The sequence below is a fragment of the Asanoa ishikariensis genome (assembly GCF_900107455.1).
Taxonomy (GTDB): domain Bacteria; phylum Actinomycetota; class Actinomycetes; order Mycobacteriales; family Micromonosporaceae; genus Asanoa; species Asanoa ishikariensis.
Genome location: NZ_FNQB01000005.1, coordinates 458,165 through 473,980 on the forward strand (window position 1 = coordinate 458,165; position 15,816 = coordinate 473,980).

At 69.6% G+C, this 15,816-nt stretch carries 11 protein-coding genes; 4 read left to right on the forward strand and 7 right to left on the reverse strand.

Features of this window, described 5'->3' with window-relative positions:
* Positions 1 to 4: 4 nt before the first annotated feature.
* On the forward strand, positions 5 to 2,212 hold the full coding sequence (locus tag BLV39_RS39000) for a tetratricopeptide repeat protein (RefSeq protein WP_090803815.1): 2,208 nt from the start codon (positions 5 to 7) through the stop codon (positions 2,210 to 2,212).
* A gap of 302 nt (positions 2,213 to 2,514) precedes the next feature.
* Here BLV39_RS39000 and BLV39_RS39005 read toward each other — a convergent pair whose 3' ends face one another.
* From BLV39_RS39005 to BLV39_RS39030, 7 genes are all read right to left on the reverse strand, one after another.
* Positions 2,515 to 3,492 (reverse strand): replication-relaxation family protein, encoded by a 978-nt coding sequence (locus BLV39_RS39005; protein ID WP_090803818.1) that lies wholly within the window; start codon positions 3,490 to 3,492, stop codon positions 2,515 to 2,517.
* 315 nt (positions 3,493 to 3,807) lie between these two features.
* A complete protein-coding gene (locus BLV39_RS39010; protein ID WP_090803821.1) occupies positions 3,808 to 6,396 on the reverse strand; it encodes a type IV secretory system conjugative DNA transfer family protein in 2,589 nt (862 codons plus the stop codon).
* Between the two features lie 115 nt (positions 6,397 to 6,511).
* Positions 6,512 to 8,311: a VirB4 family type IV secretion system protein gene (locus BLV39_RS39015; protein ID WP_090803823.1), complete on the reverse strand. Its 1,800-nt coding sequence runs from the start codon at positions 8,309 to 8,311 to the stop codon at positions 6,512 to 6,514.
* Position 8,312: 1 nt separating this feature from the next.
* On the reverse strand, positions 8,313 to 9,251 hold the full coding sequence (locus tag BLV39_RS39020) for a PrgI family protein (protein WP_090803826.1): 939 nt from the start codon (positions 9,249 to 9,251) through the stop codon (positions 8,313 to 8,315).
* On the reverse strand, positions 9,241 to 9,453 hold the full coding sequence (locus BLV39_RS42695; protein WP_143050090.1) for a hypothetical protein: 213 nt from the start codon (positions 9,451 to 9,453) through the stop codon (positions 9,241 to 9,243). Before BLV39_RS42695 ends, BLV39_RS39020 begins: the two co-directional genes overlap by 11 nt.
* A 94-nt stretch (positions 9,454 to 9,547) precedes the next feature.
* Positions 9,548 to 10,573, reverse strand: coding sequence for a pilin (locus BLV39_RS43425; RefSeq protein ID WP_176985311.1), 1,026 nt, complete (start codon positions 10,571 to 10,573; stop codon positions 9,548 to 9,550).
* Between the two features lie 125 nt (positions 10,574 to 10,698).
* Positions 10,699 to 11,787, reverse strand: coding sequence for a hypothetical protein (locus BLV39_RS39030; protein WP_090803829.1), 1,089 nt, complete (start codon positions 11,785 to 11,787; stop codon positions 10,699 to 10,701).
* A gap of 1,005 nt (positions 11,788 to 12,792) precedes the next feature.
* Between BLV39_RS39030 and BLV39_RS39035 the strand changes: the two genes are divergently transcribed.
* The 3 genes from BLV39_RS39035 to BLV39_RS39045 all read left to right on the forward strand — a co-directional run bounded on the left by BLV39_RS39035 (position 12,793) and on the right by BLV39_RS39045 (position 15,608).
* Entirely contained in the window at positions 12,793 to 13,428 is a 636-nt protein-coding gene (locus BLV39_RS39035; protein WP_090803832.1) for a hypothetical protein, read from the forward strand.
* A 732-nt stretch (positions 13,429 to 14,160) separates the two neighbouring features.
* Entirely contained in the window at positions 14,161 to 14,532 is a 372-nt protein-coding gene (locus BLV39_RS39040; RefSeq protein WP_143050091.1) for a hypothetical protein, read from the forward strand.
* Positions 14,529 to 15,608 (forward strand): tyrosine-type recombinase/integrase, encoded by a 1,080-nt coding sequence (locus tag BLV39_RS39045; RefSeq protein ID WP_239084039.1) that lies wholly within the window; start codon positions 14,529 to 14,531, stop codon positions 15,606 to 15,608. Before BLV39_RS39040 ends, BLV39_RS39045 begins: the two co-directional genes overlap by 4 nt.
* The last annotated feature ends 208 nt before the right edge of the window (positions 15,609 to 15,816 follow it).

Consider the following 15,816-nt stretch of genomic DNA (forward strand, 5'->3'; position numbering starts at 1 on the left):
GTCGATGACCGCCCTCGTGCTGCTTCCGGTCGTCACCAACCTCGCCACGGACGCCCTGCCGGACGGGCTCGCCGGGTGGGGCAGCGTAGCCGTGGCGGTGGCGCTCGGGATGGTGGTCACTTGGTTCACCCGCCGCCGTGGCGCTTTCACCGCTGCGGGGAGCGGCGGGGCGACAGACGAGGTGTCCGGCCCGGGACCGGTGTGGAACATTCCGGCACCCAGTCGGCAGTTCTCCGGCCGCGCCGAGGAGTTGCAGGCCATGGCTTGCCTCAGCGCGGTGGTGCTGCACGGTATCCCGGGGGTCGGCAAGACGCAGTTGGCTCGGGCGTACTGCCAGCAGCAGCGGGCGGACGCGGAGATCGGCTGGTGGATCGCCGCCGACGACCGGCTGTCGGTGATCGCCGGGCTAGCCCTGCTCGGCCGGCGACTCGGAATCCGCACCGAGGATCCGGAGGGCGCCGCGCGCGAGACCGTGCAGCTGCTCGGCGAGCGCGGCCGGTGGCTACTTGTGCTCGACAACGCCGGCACCGAGGAGGACCTCTTCGGGTTGATCCCCCCGGCGGGTACCGGCCGGCTGGTCATCACCTCACGCAATCCGGCCTTCGACCGGATCGCCGAGCCGGTGCCGGTGACGCCGTTCCCGCGCCGGCAGTCGGCACACTTCCTCATCCAGCGCACCGGATCGGCCGACTACCGAGCCGCCGAGGAGGTCGCCGAGCTGGTGGGTAACCTCCCGCTCGCGCTCGAGCAGGCTGCCGCCTACTGCGCCCTGACCGGGATCAGTCTCGCGGACTATGCCCGCCGGTACCGCAGCGGCCGGGCCCGGCTGCACCGCACGGGCGCGCCACCGGACCGGTTGCCGGTCGAGGGCACGCTGCGACTGGCGTTCCGGCAGGCGGCCCGCCGCAATGCCGCCGCCGTCCAGCTTCTGCGGCTGCTGGCGTTCATGGCACCCACCGCTGCGGTTTCGCGCCGGTGGCTGGTGGCGGCATCCGGAAGCCTGCCGCGACAGTTAGCCCGCGCCGCCCGCGATCCGCTGGCCCTAGACGCCACGGTGGCGGTACTCCGGCAGACAGCGTTGATCACTGTGGACACCGAGCAGGCCGAATGGAGCATGCACGCGTTAACCGGCGACGTGATCAGGGACGGGCTCGGTAGGCGCCGTCTCCTATCGCGCATCCCCGGCAATGTGCTCGCCTTTGGCAGCATCCGGCATCTGGACCCCACACTCGCCTGGGATGACCACCGCTGGGTCCGGGTCGCAATCCGGTTCATCACCGCATCGCTGCCCGGCGACGTCGAGGACCCGGCCGCCTGGACCAGGATGGCCGCAATCGTTCCGCACGCCGTCTCCGTCCTCGCCCATGCCCAGGATCTCGGGGTGGCGGACGCGTCCTCGGCGACCCTGCGAAACAACATGGGCCGTCTGCTGCTCCGCCGTGGTGACTACCTAGCCGCCCTGCCCCTGCTACTGGCCGCCGACAACGAGGCGCAAAGCGTGTTCGGCGTGTTTGACCCGGCAAGGCTCGCCTTCCAGCACGACCTGGCCGAGGCACTCTGCAAGGCGGGGTATCTCGATGAGGCGCAGGACCTGCTGGAAAGCCTGTCGGAGCACGCGGGGACCGTGCTCGGTACCGACCACGTCGAGGTTGCGATGATCGCGAACGACCTCGGTGTTGTACACCGGGCCCTCGGCCGCACCGAGCAGGCGCGCCTCCTTTTCAACGAAGCGGTGGCGGGCCTGAGGGCCGCAGGGCGGACGGACACCGTCGGAGCGCTGCCACCCGAGCTGAACCTCGCCGATCTCGACCTGGACGACGGTGACGCGGAGACCGCCATCGCCCGCTACCGCGCCGCACACGACACCCAGGTACGCCACCTCGGCGCCGACCATCCCCAGACGCTGGTGACCCTCAGCAACCTCGCCGAGGCAAGTCGCCTCACCGGGCAGCTCTCCGCCGCGGCCGGCCTGCACGAGCAATGCCTCACTAGCCGGCGGCGAGTCCTCGGCGCCGACCACCCCGCGACCTCGGTGTCGATGAACAACCTGGCTGTCACTTACCAGGCGCTCGGCCGCGCTGACGAGGCACACCAGCTGCTCACCTCGGCCGTCGCCCTGCACGAGCGGGCGCTCGGAGAGCGGCACGCGTCGTCACGCCGGATGACCGACAACCTGCGCCAGGCCACCACACAGCGGGCCGGCCGAACCTGAACGCGCCACCAGCATTCCCACCCGTAAGGTCGGCTCCGAGACGCTCCACATTGGGTGTGGCCAAACTCACGGCCGGCTGTTGGCCGACTACTCGGGCTGAGGAGACGACTGGGCAGCACGGCGGCGGGCGAGCTCCCTGGGTTGATGGCAACAGATCCGACGTCGTTTGTGCCGCACCGCCAGCCGGCGCCGGCACGGCCGATAACGTCCTGATTCCGTGGCCGGTAGGCCACGGATCCGTCTTCGAAGCCCGAGGCGGCCGGAGACGGCCCGAGGATCGGTGCTGGAAGGACGCTCGTGTGTCAGCTGGTTGTGTCGATGAGCAGCCGGAGCGGGTGGTCCTCGGGTCGCGCCGGTCCGGGGTTCAGCGGGCCGGGTAGGCCGTGGCTGCTGGGCAGGTCGGCCAGGGTGAGCCGGTGGCGGCCGTTGCCGGCCAGCCGCCACACCGGGCCGGCCGGGTCGAGTCCGGATTCCGGCGAGGTGGTGGCGACGACAAGAGTCGGTTCCGGCCGGTCGACAAGCTTGCGGTGCAGGTTCTGCTCCCGCAGCCGGCTGGGCAGGACGAACAGGATCGGATACTGCGGTCCGCCCTCGGCGCGCAGTTTGCGCTGCGAGGCCAGCTTGTCGACCAGCCGGCCGATCGGTTCAGTACCGCGGTCCATTTCGAGGAAGAACCCGGTCTCCGCGTCGCCGGTGGTCCATACGCCGTGGCCGTCGGGTTTGATGCGGTGACCGAACGCCGCTGCGGTGGTGCCCTCGGACCACGACCGGGTCAGATCCGCACCCGGCCGATTCCGGGCGTGCACGAGTAGCGACACGAAAAAGTCGTTGACCGCGAGCAGGTGCGCCAGTGTGGGACTGGCGTAGGCGCGGTCTTGACGCTCTCGCAGGGTCTTGGCGGTAGGTGGGCTCTCGCCGCGGGACAGGGCGCAGTACCGGGCGGCCAGCACGCCGGGCAGCCAGCAGACCGGATTGGGCGCCCCGGGCCGGTTGCGGATGAACCGGTCGAGGAACCCGATGTGGCGTAGCAGCTGCAGGCGGTGCCGGCAGGTGGTGGGGTTGGAGAAAAAGACCGCGTTGATGTGCTCTGTGGTAAGGGTCGTGTGTTCGTCCAGCAGCAGCGCGATGGTGTAGTCGCGAGGGCGCAGGCGATGGGAGACGTCGACGAGCGTCCGGCCGGCGGTCCGACGAGTGTCGTTCGTGCGGACGACGATGACGGGTGCATCCCCTGTGGAGAGTTCCCCTGGGGGGAAGTGTCGGGATTCGGTGTGTGCGGGCATGACGGCTCCTACCTGGGCTGTCGGGTGGGTGGGGGCGGCCTGGCCCCGGCAGTACGGCGCCGGGTGCTGGCCGAGTCAGCGGCCGCAGCGGCGACCGGGTGCTGGCCAGGTCGGCAGACTCGGGCCGGCGTTACCAGCGGGACCGATCTGGTGACCGGCGGGTGACAGGGCGTACGCTTGCGGTGTCCCTCAGCGGCTTCCCCCGTGGTCGCTGAGGGGCGTTTTCGATCACCGCTGTGACGCGCGGGCCGGCCGTCGCGATGCAGATCCAGGAACGGCCACACGCTCGGCGCGTTGCGTGACGGCGCTGTTGGGTCACGCCGCGTGCTGTTGGGTGGCTGTTGGATCGTCCGGCTCGTGGTTTTCGCCGTTCAGCGGTTCGCCCGGGTCGCCGGGGGTCTCGTCGTCGCTGCTCGGCGGGTCGTCGACACCGGCGCGTTGGGCGATGGCCGATCGGTTCCCGGCAGGGCCGATGCCGTTGGCTGCCGCGGCTTGCCTGACTGCGGTGGCCTCGCCGACCAGAGGCCGTGGCGGGCTGGTCCGCAGGGTGAACGCGGCGGTTTCGCGGCTGTTGACGACGAGCCGGCACGCTGCCCGGTACGCGTCCAGGTGGGACAGATCGTGCTCGTCGAGCTCGGGCATGGTGTGCCGGGCCAGCTGGTGGGCGTCTTCGGGAGCGCAGCTGAAGAACACCTTGCTGCGGGCGTTGGCGGAGATCGCCAATTGCGTCTCGCGGGGCATCTGCGCCAGGTTCTGGTGCGCCAGCACGAGTCCGAAGTGGTAGCCCCGTGCCTCGGCGAGCATGTCGCCGACCGAGCCTGGCAGATTCAAGAAGTTGTGCGCCTCGTCGATGTAGGCGAAGCCGTCCCGCCGTTCGGGTTCAGGCAACCGGGTCCGTCCGGTCGCGGCCTGCCAGGCCGAGGCCAGGACAAAGCTGCCCATCAGCCGTGCGGTCTCCTCGCCGATCTGGCCCTTGGGGAGCCGGGCCAGGAGGATGCCGCCGTCGAGGACCCGCCGCATGTCGAAGCTCGAGCGGGGAGCGCCGAGGGTGCGGCGGACGAAATCGCGCAGCAGGAATGCGCGCAGGCGGGACAGCACGGGGCCGATCACCTGTGCCCGCAGCGGCGGCGGGGTCGACTCGAACCATTCCCAGTAGCCGCGCAGGCCCTCCGGATCGTCGAGGTCCTCGGTGAACTGGTACCGGAACTTGCGGTCGTTGAGCAGCGGCGGGATCAGCGTCAGGGTGGCGTTGGCTTTGCGCAGCAGCGTCAGGCACGACACCCGCAAGGTGTCGTCGATCCGTGGGCCCCAGTGCTTGGCGAAGATCCGGGAGAAGATGCTGACGATGTTGTCCACGACCAGGTCGTGGTCGTCGCCCTGCAGCGGGTTGAGCGTGGTTCCCGCGGGCTGGTCCGGGTCGATGATGGTCAGCCGTTTGGCGTGGCTGACCGGGATCCGGTTGAGCAAGTCAAGGACCAGGTCGCCTCGGGGGTCGATGACCACGACGCCGCGGCGGGCGTGGATGTCGTCAAGGATCATGTTGAGCAGCAGCGTGCTTTTGCCGGAGCCGGTGGAGCCGAGCACGTGCAGATGCTGGCGGGCGTCAACAACGTTGAGAGCGACGGAATGGCCGCCGACCTCGGCTTTGCCGAGCACCTTGGTGTCGCGGCCGCCGGCGGCGACGGTGATCGGTGCGGGCATCGCCTTGGCGCGAGCCCGGTCCAGACCCGGCACGGCGATGTCCTGCGGCAGCGCCGCGATGCTCGCCAGCTCGGACGCCGACAACAGAAAGCCACGTCGCAGCATCCGAGCGGCCAACACCGGGCCCGGATGCTTGACCGACCGGCGGCGGAGCCGGTTGCGGCTGGTCCAGGACCCGAACGCGGACGCGATGCCGTTGGCAACGGTGACCAGCCGCGGTGTGAGGTCGTCGGGGTCGCTGCCGCGGGGGTTGGTGTGCGCGACGCCGAAGCGCAGCGCCACCTCCCACTGGGTGCCGGTGAGCTTGTCGACCCCGGCGCGGGCGTCGCGCTCACGCTGCGGATCACTGCCCGGGATCGGCGTGTGCCGCGCGGCGAGACGGACATGGCGGCTGCTGCTGCTGAACAGCTCCAGTGCGAGGTCGAGGCCGCCGCGTAGCCAGGTGGCGGGGTCGAGCAGGCCGGGTGGAGGTTGGCCGGTGCGCAGCCCTTGGACGCCGCGTCGCAGGCGACGGATCTGCCGGCCGGTGGCGGGCCGGGCCAGGACCTGCACGCAGGCGGATTCGGCGTGGTGCAGGCCGGACGCGGCGGCGATCAGTGTGCGCATCGGGTCGTTGTTGTGGTCGGTCTGCAGCGGATACCAGGCCGGTAGGGTCGGGGCGAGCACGCCACCGACGCTGAGAGCGTCTAGGGGCAGTGGCGGGTCGGCGTCGGCGACGGCGTGTGCCGCGCCGGGCCAGGCGCCGCGGATCGCGGCCTGGATCGGACCGCGTGCGATGGTCGCCGGTACCCAGATCGCGATGGTCAGTTCCCGGCCGCTCCACCGGTACTCCATGGCGATGTGGGGGCGGCCGTCGCGGAGCTGGCGGCGCCAGCCGGTGTGCAGGATCTCGGCCAGGGTGGCCCACAAGGTGGCAGCGCCGTCCGAGTCGACTTCTGGCGGCGGGCTGATGGTGATCAGCTGGGCATGGCCGGCCATCCGAACATGCCGACGGCCTGTCACCGCGGCGCGCAGGGCGACGCCGCAGCCGAGGAGGAGTACCGCGACGAGCACGAGCCAGGGCCGGTCCCGGGACCAGCCGACGACGGCGGTGGCGGTGTCGAGGAGCCACTGCGACGGAGCGGGCAGCGCCGGCGTGCCGGGAGACGGTGTGGGTGGTGCGGAAAACGCCGTGAGGGTTGCGTAGAGAGTTCTGGTGTTCATTGGTCTGGACCTTTCGGAGAACGAAAAAGGGGCCGTGAGCCGCCATTTCTGGCGGCCCACGGCCCTGGGATGGTTGTGTTAGCTCACAGCCGGTTCGGCGGAGGCGCGTGCGGATTCACTCGTCGTTGGGCAGTTCCAGGTCTCCGATGCACAGCTGGTGTTCCCGCTTGTGCGCCACGGCTTGGAAGCCGACGCGGTGGGCGCCCGAGATCAGCAGGCCCTCGCCTCGGCGGGAGGTGAGCAGGATCCGTGCCTCACCGCCGGTGAGCCCGAACGCGTCGGCGACGAGATCGATCGCCTGCGGTGCCTGCCGCAACAGGATCTGCGTGGCGGCGTTGGCGATGACGACCTGCCCGAGGTCGGAGCCGAGCAGGTCACCCACGTCCTGGGTGATGACTGCCAGGCCAGCTCGCCGTTTACGGGCGGATTTCGACAGGCGCGATAGGAACTTGGCGCCCTCGCCGTCACGCAGCAAGGTCCAGGCCTCGTCGACCACGACCAGCCGCCGCGGGGTGTCCGCCGAGTGCACGGCTGGGGTGTCGACCTCCCGCCAGATCGCGTCGAGCGCGAGGAGCATCCCGGGAGCGCGTAGCTCGTCGGCGAGCTGCCGCGTCGACCAGCACACCAACTGTCCGCTAGGGACAGTTGTGGTCGGCCCGTCGAAAAGTTCCCGGAACGAGCCTGTCGTCCAGGGCGTCAGGCGCGCCGCGAGCGTGTCGGCGGCGTCGGTGCTCTGGTTGTTGAGCGCGGTGGCGACGTCCCGTAGCAGCGGCGCCTGCCGGTGCCAGGTGTTCGGGTCGTTGGAGATCCCGGCCTGGTCGTAGGCGTCGTTGATCGCCTTGTCCAGCGCGGCTCGCTCCGACGGCGGCGGCTGTTGCCCCAACAACACCGAGATCAACGTGTGCAGGAACAGTGCGCGGTACGTGCGTGCCTGCGGGCGGAGGTCGCCCGGCGGGATGTCCAGTGGGTTGAGGCGGACGCCGCCGGCGCCCAGTGCGATGGTGACACCGCCGACCGCGTCGGCCAGGCGGATGTACTCGTTGTCCGGATCGATCACTGCCACGTGCACGTTGTCGGCCAGCGAGCGCAGCACTTCGAGCTTGACGAAATAGCTTTTGCCGGCGCCGGAGCGGGCGAGGACAACGCTGTTGGCGTTGTCTTGCGCCCACCGGTCCCACCACACGACGCCGTTGCTGTCCGGGTTCAGGCCGTAGAGCATGCCGCCGGTGGCGCCGGGCTCGCCGGGCAGCGGCGCCGGTAGATCGGCTGAGGCTAGCGGGAACGCCGACGCGATCGCGTCGGTGTCCATCACTCGGCGCATCTCGAGCCCGTCCGTGGCTAGGGGCAGGGTGGCGGTCCAGCCCTGCAGCTGCCGCCATGTCGCGGGTTGGGTGTCCAGCAGCACGGAGGCGGCGGTGGCCCGCACATGCGCGACCGCGTCGTCGAGCTCGTCGAGGCCGGCGGCGTGCACGCACAGGTAGAGCCCGACGCGGAAGAGCTTGCTGTGGCCGCGGGCGATCCGGTCAGCGAGCTCGGCGGCGTCGTCGGCGGCGGCCTCGGTGATCGGGTCGACCAAGCGGCCTTTGTCCGAATCGGTACGCCGATTGGACTCCAACCGTGCGCGCTGCTTACGCAGACGGGCCGCGGCCACCGTCGGGGCGAGGGGGTCGATGTAGACGACGACGTCGAGCCGGCCGGGCCAGGCCAGCAGCGGGTCCAACCACGCCGGGCCGACCACGGCCGGGTAGCCGGTGACGATCAGTGTGGCCGCATACCCGTCTCCGACCCGCAGGTAGCGGGGGGTGTTCTGGATTGCTGCCGGGCCCAGAACGGCCGCGAGCCCGGCCGCATCGGCCGGGCTCGCGTCGGTAGATGTCGGGCTTCGTCGTGGCAGCAGGCGCTGCAACATGGACATGTCAGTCTCCTGGTCCGGTGACGGCTTGATCGGGCAAGGCGCGGGCCCAGCTGGCGTCGCTCGGGGTGTACGGGTCGGTGGCGCAGGCGAGTACCGCGGCAGCCCGGCCGCCGTCCAGGACGGCGGTCTGCGCCCCCAACGCGGACAGAGCGGAGGCTGCGTGTTCGGCGCGGCGCAGCACTTCGGTGTCGCGGCCCTTGTCGCCGGCCGCGGTGACCGCGACGGTCACCGTTCGCCACAACGGGTCCCGTCGCACGGCCAGATCGTCCAGGAACGCCGCGTAGTCGTGCGCGGCGCCGGCCAGCGCGGGATTGCCGATGGTCTCGGCGTTGTCGACGATGCGCTGGGCGTGGCCGGACAGGTCGACTCGCTGGGCGGAGATCACGATCTGCACCGGTCCGGACAGCGAGTTCAGCCACCGGCCGTAGCTGCCGATCAGGGCGGCCTGCTCGTCGCCGTTGCGCAGCCCGATGTTCACGGTGGTGGAGGCGACCAGGGCCACCGCGTGCGACCCGGCGTCGATGACGCCGGCGTCGCTGATCGCGTTGGCCGGCAGCCGCAGCACCGGTACGTGCGCGGCTGGTGCCTCGGTGGATGGGGTCCACGCCGGTGCGGTCGCGGGCCGACCTGTTGCGGCTGGGGCCAGCCGCTTCGCACTACGGGTGTGCTGCACCGCGGCCAGTAGCCAGGCGTCCATGGACAGCCCGTCGCGGCGGCCCAGCGCGAGGACGGTGGCAGCCCCGGCGAGCGGGATGAGGATGGCGATGAGCACCGTCTGCGGAAGGAGGCCGCCGACGGAACGGAAGATGCCGTAGCCGAGCACGCCGGTTACGGCGAGGATGGCCAATTGCCGTGCCGTCAATCCGTAGACGATCTTGTCTGGGGTGTCGACGTCGGCGGGAATCCGGGTTTGTGGGGACGCGTCGTCGTTACCCCTCATGGCGGCCGCCCGGGTTCGAGGTGGTGCGGGCTTTCATGGCCTTGGTGTAGACGTCGACGCCTTCCGCGATCTCCTGGCGGGTGTAGGGATAGATGGGCCGGCCGGTCGGCCAGGCGATCGCGACGATGTCGGGGCGCTCTGTGGTGTCCATGACGGGCGTCGCAGTTCTCATCGCTTCTTCGGTCGCGTGCTGCGAGGTCACGAGACTTTCCTTTCGTATCGGATCGGTAGGTAGTCGTCCACGGCGCGTGTGGCAGCTGGCGCCGTGAACGGTGGGGAGGTTGCGGACTAATGAGTCAGTCCTTGTTGGGACGTCGGTTCCACGGGCCGGTGACCGGCTTGCGAACCGGTCGGGTGCGGGGGATTGCGGTCGCCGGAGTGATGTCAGGAGACACCGACACCGGCGGACCGGACCGCGGCGGCCGCGGTTCGACACCTGCAGCGCGTATTGGCGGTCGTGACGAGCGGGTGACAGGCGGCGCTTGCCGCTTCGCCACTGGCGTATACAGATCGACCCCGCCGACGATTTCCTCGCGGGTGTACGGCCGTACCGCTCGACGGATCGGATTGTCAGCCTGCGTTGGCCTAACCGCTGACGCGGTCCTCGCCACGGAAAGGGATCGGCCCATGCCACCGGATCTCACCGGCCACGGCCGGCTGGCCCCTCCCGCGCCACCGCCGGCCCGGCCGGCAGCCCGCGCCGCGCCACGACCGGAGCCGAACGCACGCGAGATCCCACGGGTCAGCTGTTGCACGAGCACGACCCGAAGGATCGTGCCCATTGCGCTCGGGCGGCTTTGGGTGACGTAGCGGCGCATCATCCCGGGGATCTTGACTACTCCCCACAGCAGGCAGATGACGATTAGCAGATTCAGCACGGTGTTGGGTTCACCGTTGGGAATCGGCAGCCCGAGGACACGCAGGTTGCTCTGCGGGCTGAGAAAGACCGCCAGCGTGGTGTGCAAGGCAAACGCCTGAATCACGACGATGCCGAGTGTGCCGTGCACGATCGCGAGCAGGATCGGCGCGAGGATGGCAAGTGCGTAGCCGATGAGGGCGTTCTTGAGGTTGGAGTTGGCCTTCTCGATCTCGGTCGGGTCTCCGCCGGCGGCCATGCGGCGCAACCCGCCGATGGTCAGGAAAAGGGTCGCGACGCCGACGAGCAGCCCGATGATCCAGGCGGTGATGTTGCTGATGATCACCGGTAGTGGGTAGGCGGCCAGGAGCTGCGGCTTGGCCGCGTACGCCGGGGTCGCGCCGGCCACGGCCGCCAGAGACACGACCGTGACAGTGGTGATGCGGTAGAGGTTGCGGCGGATCATGGTGGGCACCTCCCGCCCCGCGTGCGGGGCTCGAATTGGGGTTGAGGTGCGCCACCGGGAACCGGGGCGGGCCGTGGGAGCATCGCTCCTTCCAGCCGTGGGTGATCGGGTGCGAACACGGCCACTCAGGCCGGCCCTGCCCCGATCCCCGGGGCGCCGACACCGGCCGCTTCTCGGTCCGATGTCTTGCCCACGAAGGCCGTCTGTTGGGCGGCCAACACGACCTCCGGCGCTGCGGCGGCACCCAACATCGACCCAACAGTCCGTCGTTGTTGGGTCGCGCTCGCGGCCGCCGCCCGCGGTGGGCTGGCTGTCTTGCGCTGTTGGGTCGCGGCGACACACGGTCGCGTCGTGTCATCGGCGGGAGCGACGCGCTGTGAGGCAGCGGTCTTGCGCAGTGGGGCGTCGGCGACGGGCTGCTGCGTCGCGGCGACCCGTGGTTGGGTCGCGTCGCCGCGTCGACGTCGCCGCGAACGGGGCCGTAGCGATACGAACGCCAAATCGCCGTCGCGGATCGCGTCCCGCAGCCGGCGTTCGGCTTTCAGCCGCCACGACGAGGCCAGGCCGGCGGTGATACCGACGCGTGCCGCTGCCTGGGCGAGCGTGGCGTCCTCCAGGCGCGTCGCGGCGATCAGATGCGCTTCGTCGGCGTCGATGACACCGGCCGCGACCGCACGCGCGAGGACCAGGTCCGGGTGATCCCACGGCTGGATAGGCGCGGTCGGCCCGGTCGCCCCGGTGTGGACGAGGTGGGTGTCGGAGTCGGCGTCGCGGGACCTGCGGGCTGCACGTAGGCCAGCGTCAATGAGACGGCCGACCACCCGGGGTGGCTCTAGGTCGATGGTCTTGAGACGGCTGAGAAACCCGACCAACAGCTCGGCATCCATGTCACGGGTGTCCCCGCGCCACCCAGCTGCGAGCAGTCCGGCGATGTGCCGCAGGCCGGGCAGAGCGATACCGACCGCGGCCACGACCCAGGCCGGGCCATCCCTGCGAGCGCGGATAACCAGCTCACGCCACACCGCGTCGCGGACCTCCACGTTGGTCTGCGGCGCCAACAGCAGCGCGCGGAGCTGTTCCAAGGGCAGGATCTCGTCCGGCAGACCGTCGAACCCGCGTCCATCGAATCCGATGGGGGTGGGTGGCTGGACCAGCAGGGTGAACGCACGGCCCGCCGCCGCCAGCGGCGACGACGGCCAGGATCGAGCAGACATGGCATACCTACCAGGCGCTTGGGCACCGCGCTGTGACGGCGGTGCGAGGCCTCTATCCGCGCACCTCCGCCCGACAGCCCAAGATCACACACAACGGCGCCAGTGCCTGTTGGGCCTGGTCAAGGCCATGTCCACCCAACGGCCAACACGAACACGGTGGTCGACCCATCCAACCGGCCGACCAAACAAGGCAGCTCACGAGCCTGTTGGACGCTGTTGGCTTCAAAGCTCCGGGGATAGACGCACCCTCGACCACGGGGCGTCGGGGCACCGCCACCAGCGTGCTGCGGAGCACACTGATCAGACTGTCCCCGCGCACTTAAACCCTGACCACACCGCGCCCCACCCGCGCGCAGCTCAAGCGCCTGCCAGCAACGCAGTGTTCGTCGCGCACGTCACGGTCGGGCCGCCGCCGATGCCACTGATCCAGGTGATCTGGGGCGCGCCGAATTACCGCCATTGAGGAACTTCCGGCTCGCCCTGGCCGCCCCGCTGTACCCAGGGGCCGCATACCAGCTCGACCGCGCTGAACCAGACCTGGAGGGCGCCCAAGACTCTGGCGAGCTACGCGTCCGCGTCGCGAACGCCCACCGCGTTGACTCCTGACCCCGGCGTCGGCCGGCTGGCCGCATCCGTCGCCGCGAGACCGACCACAGCGGCGTCCGACATCACAGACGCCAGCTGTTGAGCAGCCAACAGCGCACCCCGGTTCGTGTTGGCCAACACCGAAGGCTATCGAGTACGAACCCGAAATGCTGTTGGATGACCACGCTCCTACTGTTGGGTAACAACACCAACAGGCACGGGCTGCTGTTGGCCGCTGTTGGCGGCATGCCACGGCCGGTAATGCTCTCGACCACACTGGCGAGGCCATTCGTAGACGCGAACACGGCCGGTCGGCGCGGGAGCCACCCGCCCATGACTGCTCTACTCGACCCGACGCCTAACGGCGCGGCATGCTCGCCCCAGTCCACTCACGACGCACCACAACGGCACGAGGCGGCCATGATTGGCGGCGAAGTCCCCATCGCCGTATGGCGGCTCGACAACCGCGACGAGACCGGACCCGCCACCGCGCCGGCCAGAAGCCTCGAGTCGCGGCTGGCCCAGCGACTCATCCTCGTCTACACCCGACGCGGTGACGCGGTCATCGACCTCGATGACGACCCACAGCTGAAGGGCGCCAGCATCGACGCCGCTCGCACCTACCTGTCCATCACCGATCCGAGCACCGTCGCCGACCTCGACAGCCAAGCTGAACCTGTCAGCCTCATCGTCCTGCGCTGGCCACCACGACGCGTGAGTACGCAACCCACAATCGGCTACCTGTTCGCCGCGTGCAGGCTCATGATGGGAGCCGGCACGTGCGTGCTCGCCACCGTCAGTTCCGCAGCACCAGGGACTCCTGGCACCACGTATGCCGCGCACATCGACGAGCTCCTGCCGGCCGCCCGTGCCGCGGGCCTGACCCACGTCCTGCAGATCGTCGCTGTCACCGGCCCCAGCGGCAGGGACGAGTATCTCTACAACGCCACACCAGCCGAGGCGGAAGCGGCACGGCACGAGTGGTCTTCCAGCGACCACGGTCCGACTCACCACGTCGACCTCTTGGTCTTCAGCAACCTCGATCGGCGTGCCTAGCCGCAGGTCAACTGGCAACCGGGGTGGCGCGTCGCAGCACGCGACCCCGGCCAAGCCGCCCGCACGCAAGGTAGCCGATACCGCAAACGAACTCGACGTCAATGAGATCCGAGGAGACACCAACGAGTCCCGAGACGATGATGGTTAGGGTTGCGCCCGAGCGGCCACGGCCCGCTCCCGAACCCCTCATAGTCGACGTCGACCTGGTCGGACGCGATGGACGGCGTCCGATTGCGCAGGTTCTGGACCTCTTGCAGACCTGGTTCGAAGCCGACCAGTGGTTGCGGTCTGGCGACAATGGACTTCGCGGATCTGGTCGACAAAGGACTGTTGGGTTGTTGTTGGGTGCGATGACCACCGGACTCGTCGCGCAAGGCCAGCCCGTTGGGCACTTAGTTGCTGCGAACACGGCCAGTAGGGCGGGGGAGCCACACGACGATGACTGACTCTCATCATCTGCCCGCAGCGCAGACGCGCGACCACGACCAAATCGACGTACCCGTTGCAGCGCGGCGCCTTCCGAACCAGCCGGACGACATCGGGAGCGGCCCACAACGAGGCGCGTCACGTCATTGCCCCAGACCTTCCGCAGGCGAGTCGACGGACGATCTTTCCGTCTCACTCGACCCGTCAAGGCGACCCGCCGTTCTGGCCGACTCGGCTTCTTCGCTGGGTCGCCGACCCGCGCTCGTGCCACAGTCCGTCGGTGCCGGCTGGCCTGGGCTACCGGCCTTGCTGACGCGCGATCGAACGCGTGGTGCGGACTCGCTCAGCGTCATCACCTCGGTTGATCGTGACGGCCGACTCGCCGATCGATTGCCGATGCGTGTCATGGCCTGGTTTCCAGGGGCGCCGATCAGCTTCTCGGTCGATCCCGGTCCGGTCGCAATCGTTCAGCCCGGCGGTGACGGGCGGATCAACTCGCGCGGCTATCTCCGGCTTCCGCTGCGTATTCGCCGGCGGTGCAAGGTGGAGGTCGGTAGCCGGGTGCTCGTAGTGCCGAACAAGGAGCGCGCCGAGGTGCTCGTGTTACCGATGTGGGTGCTTGACGACCTCCTCATCACCTTCCGCTCGTCCACGTCGACCAAGCGCGGTCCGACATGACCGGGGCCACCGACCGGCATCAACGGCACCTCGGGATGGTGCTCGGGTTGCTCGAGGAGCTCGGAATCACACCTGAGCAGCTCATCGAGGGCACGGCGACGATGACGTCGGCTGCCACTGCGACTTTCGACGAGTACGTCCCACGGCTGTGGGAGGCAGTCTCGCCGGGCAGCCGCCGGGTCTACGGCCCCTACTGGAAACGGATCTGCCAACGGTGGGGACACCGTCGTATCACCGAGCCCACCCCTTTAGAGATCAAGCAACTCGCTGAGGAAATCCGCGCCGACGCTGTCGTGCGCCGCAACGCTCGCGGAGGCCGCACCGCGGCCGAACACCTGATCTCCGCCCTGCGATGCCTGTACCGGCATGCGGTCCTCGACGGCTTGCTTCACGAGGCTGACAACCCGGCCGCCAAGGTGGCCAAACCACGCCGGCTGGCCAGCACCCGACGAGCCCTCACCGACACCCAGCTCTCTGCCATCCGCGAGGCCGCCGCCGCGACGGGCAACGATCCCGAACTCGACTGCCTACTACTACGCCTGCACGTCGAGACCGCCTGCCGCCGCGGCGGAGCCCTCGCCCTGCGTCCTCAAGACCTCGACCCCGAACTCTGCCTCATCAACCTACGAGAGAAGGGCGGCACGTCACGCTGGCAACCCATCTCCCCAACACTCATGGGAAGCCTGAATAGTCATCACAGCGAACGTGGCCGCCACGATCTGACCGGTCGGCTCCTGCGCTACCGCGACAACCGGCCGTTAACATCCCGCCGTTACGACCACCTGTGGCAGCGCGTCGGCGCCGAACTCCCGTGGGTGCGCACCCAGCAGGTCAGCACCCACTGGCTTCGACACACCACCCTCACCTGGGTCGAGCGACACTGCGGCTACGCCGTCGCGCGCGCTTTCGCAGGGCACGTACAGCCACGCAACGCAGGCACCACGTTGACCTACGTCCAAGCCGAAATTCACGAAGTGGCCGCGGCCCTTAGCCAGCTGACCGGCGAGGCACATCCCCTCACCGGCAGCAACCGATCGCTTGGCGTTGGTGACGCCTCCAACGACGGGACGGTGTGAGGCAGGCGCGGTAGAGACAGGGCACAGCCAGGAAGGAGTCGTTCCGGCCCGACCACGAGATGTGGCGGCAACGACGGGATCCAGCAGCGCGGGGGCGCCGTCCGCCAAGACGAGGCAGGTTCGCGTCGCGGAGTGAGGTGATCGTGCTCAAGCTCGGCTGCGGTGCCCCACTCGGCGCCGATGCGGGGCTCGGGATGACGGCATCCGC

Excerpts from the sequence above, each read along its gene's own strand:
- BLV39_RS39030 (WP_090803829.1), bottom strand. The coding sequence starts at position 11,787 with ATGTCTGCTCGATCCTGGCCGTCGTCGCCGCTGGCGGCGGCGGGCCGT.
- BLV39_RS39045 (WP_239084039.1), top strand. The coding sequence starts at position 14,529 with ATGACCGGGGCCACCGACCGGCATCAACGGCACCTCGGGATGGTGCTC.
- BLV39_RS39035 (WP_090803832.1), top strand. The coding sequence starts at position 12,793 with ATGATTGGCGGCGAAGTCCCCATCGCCGTATGGCGGCTCGACAACCGC.
- BLV39_RS43425 (WP_176985311.1), bottom strand. The coding sequence starts at position 10,573 with ATGATCCGCCGCAACCTCTACCGCATCACCACTGTCACGGTCGTGTCT.
- BLV39_RS39005 (WP_090803818.1), bottom strand. The coding sequence starts at position 3,492 with ATGCCCGCACACACCGAATCCCGACACTTCCCCCCAGGGGAACTCTCC.
- BLV39_RS39010 (WP_090803821.1), bottom strand. The coding sequence starts at position 6,396 with ATGAACACCAGAACTCTCTACGCAACCCTCACGGCGTTTTCCGCACCA.
- BLV39_RS39015 (WP_090803823.1), bottom strand. The coding sequence starts at position 8,311 with ATGTCCATGTTGCAGCGCCTGCTGCCACGACGAAGCCCGACATCTACC.
- BLV39_RS39020 (WP_090803826.1), bottom strand. The coding sequence starts at position 9,251 with ATGAGGGGTAACGACGACGCGTCCCCACAAACCCGGATTCCCGCCGAC.
- BLV39_RS39000 (WP_090803815.1), top strand. The coding sequence starts at position 5 with ATGACCGCCCTCGTGCTGCTTCCGGTCGTCACCAACCTCGCCACGGAC.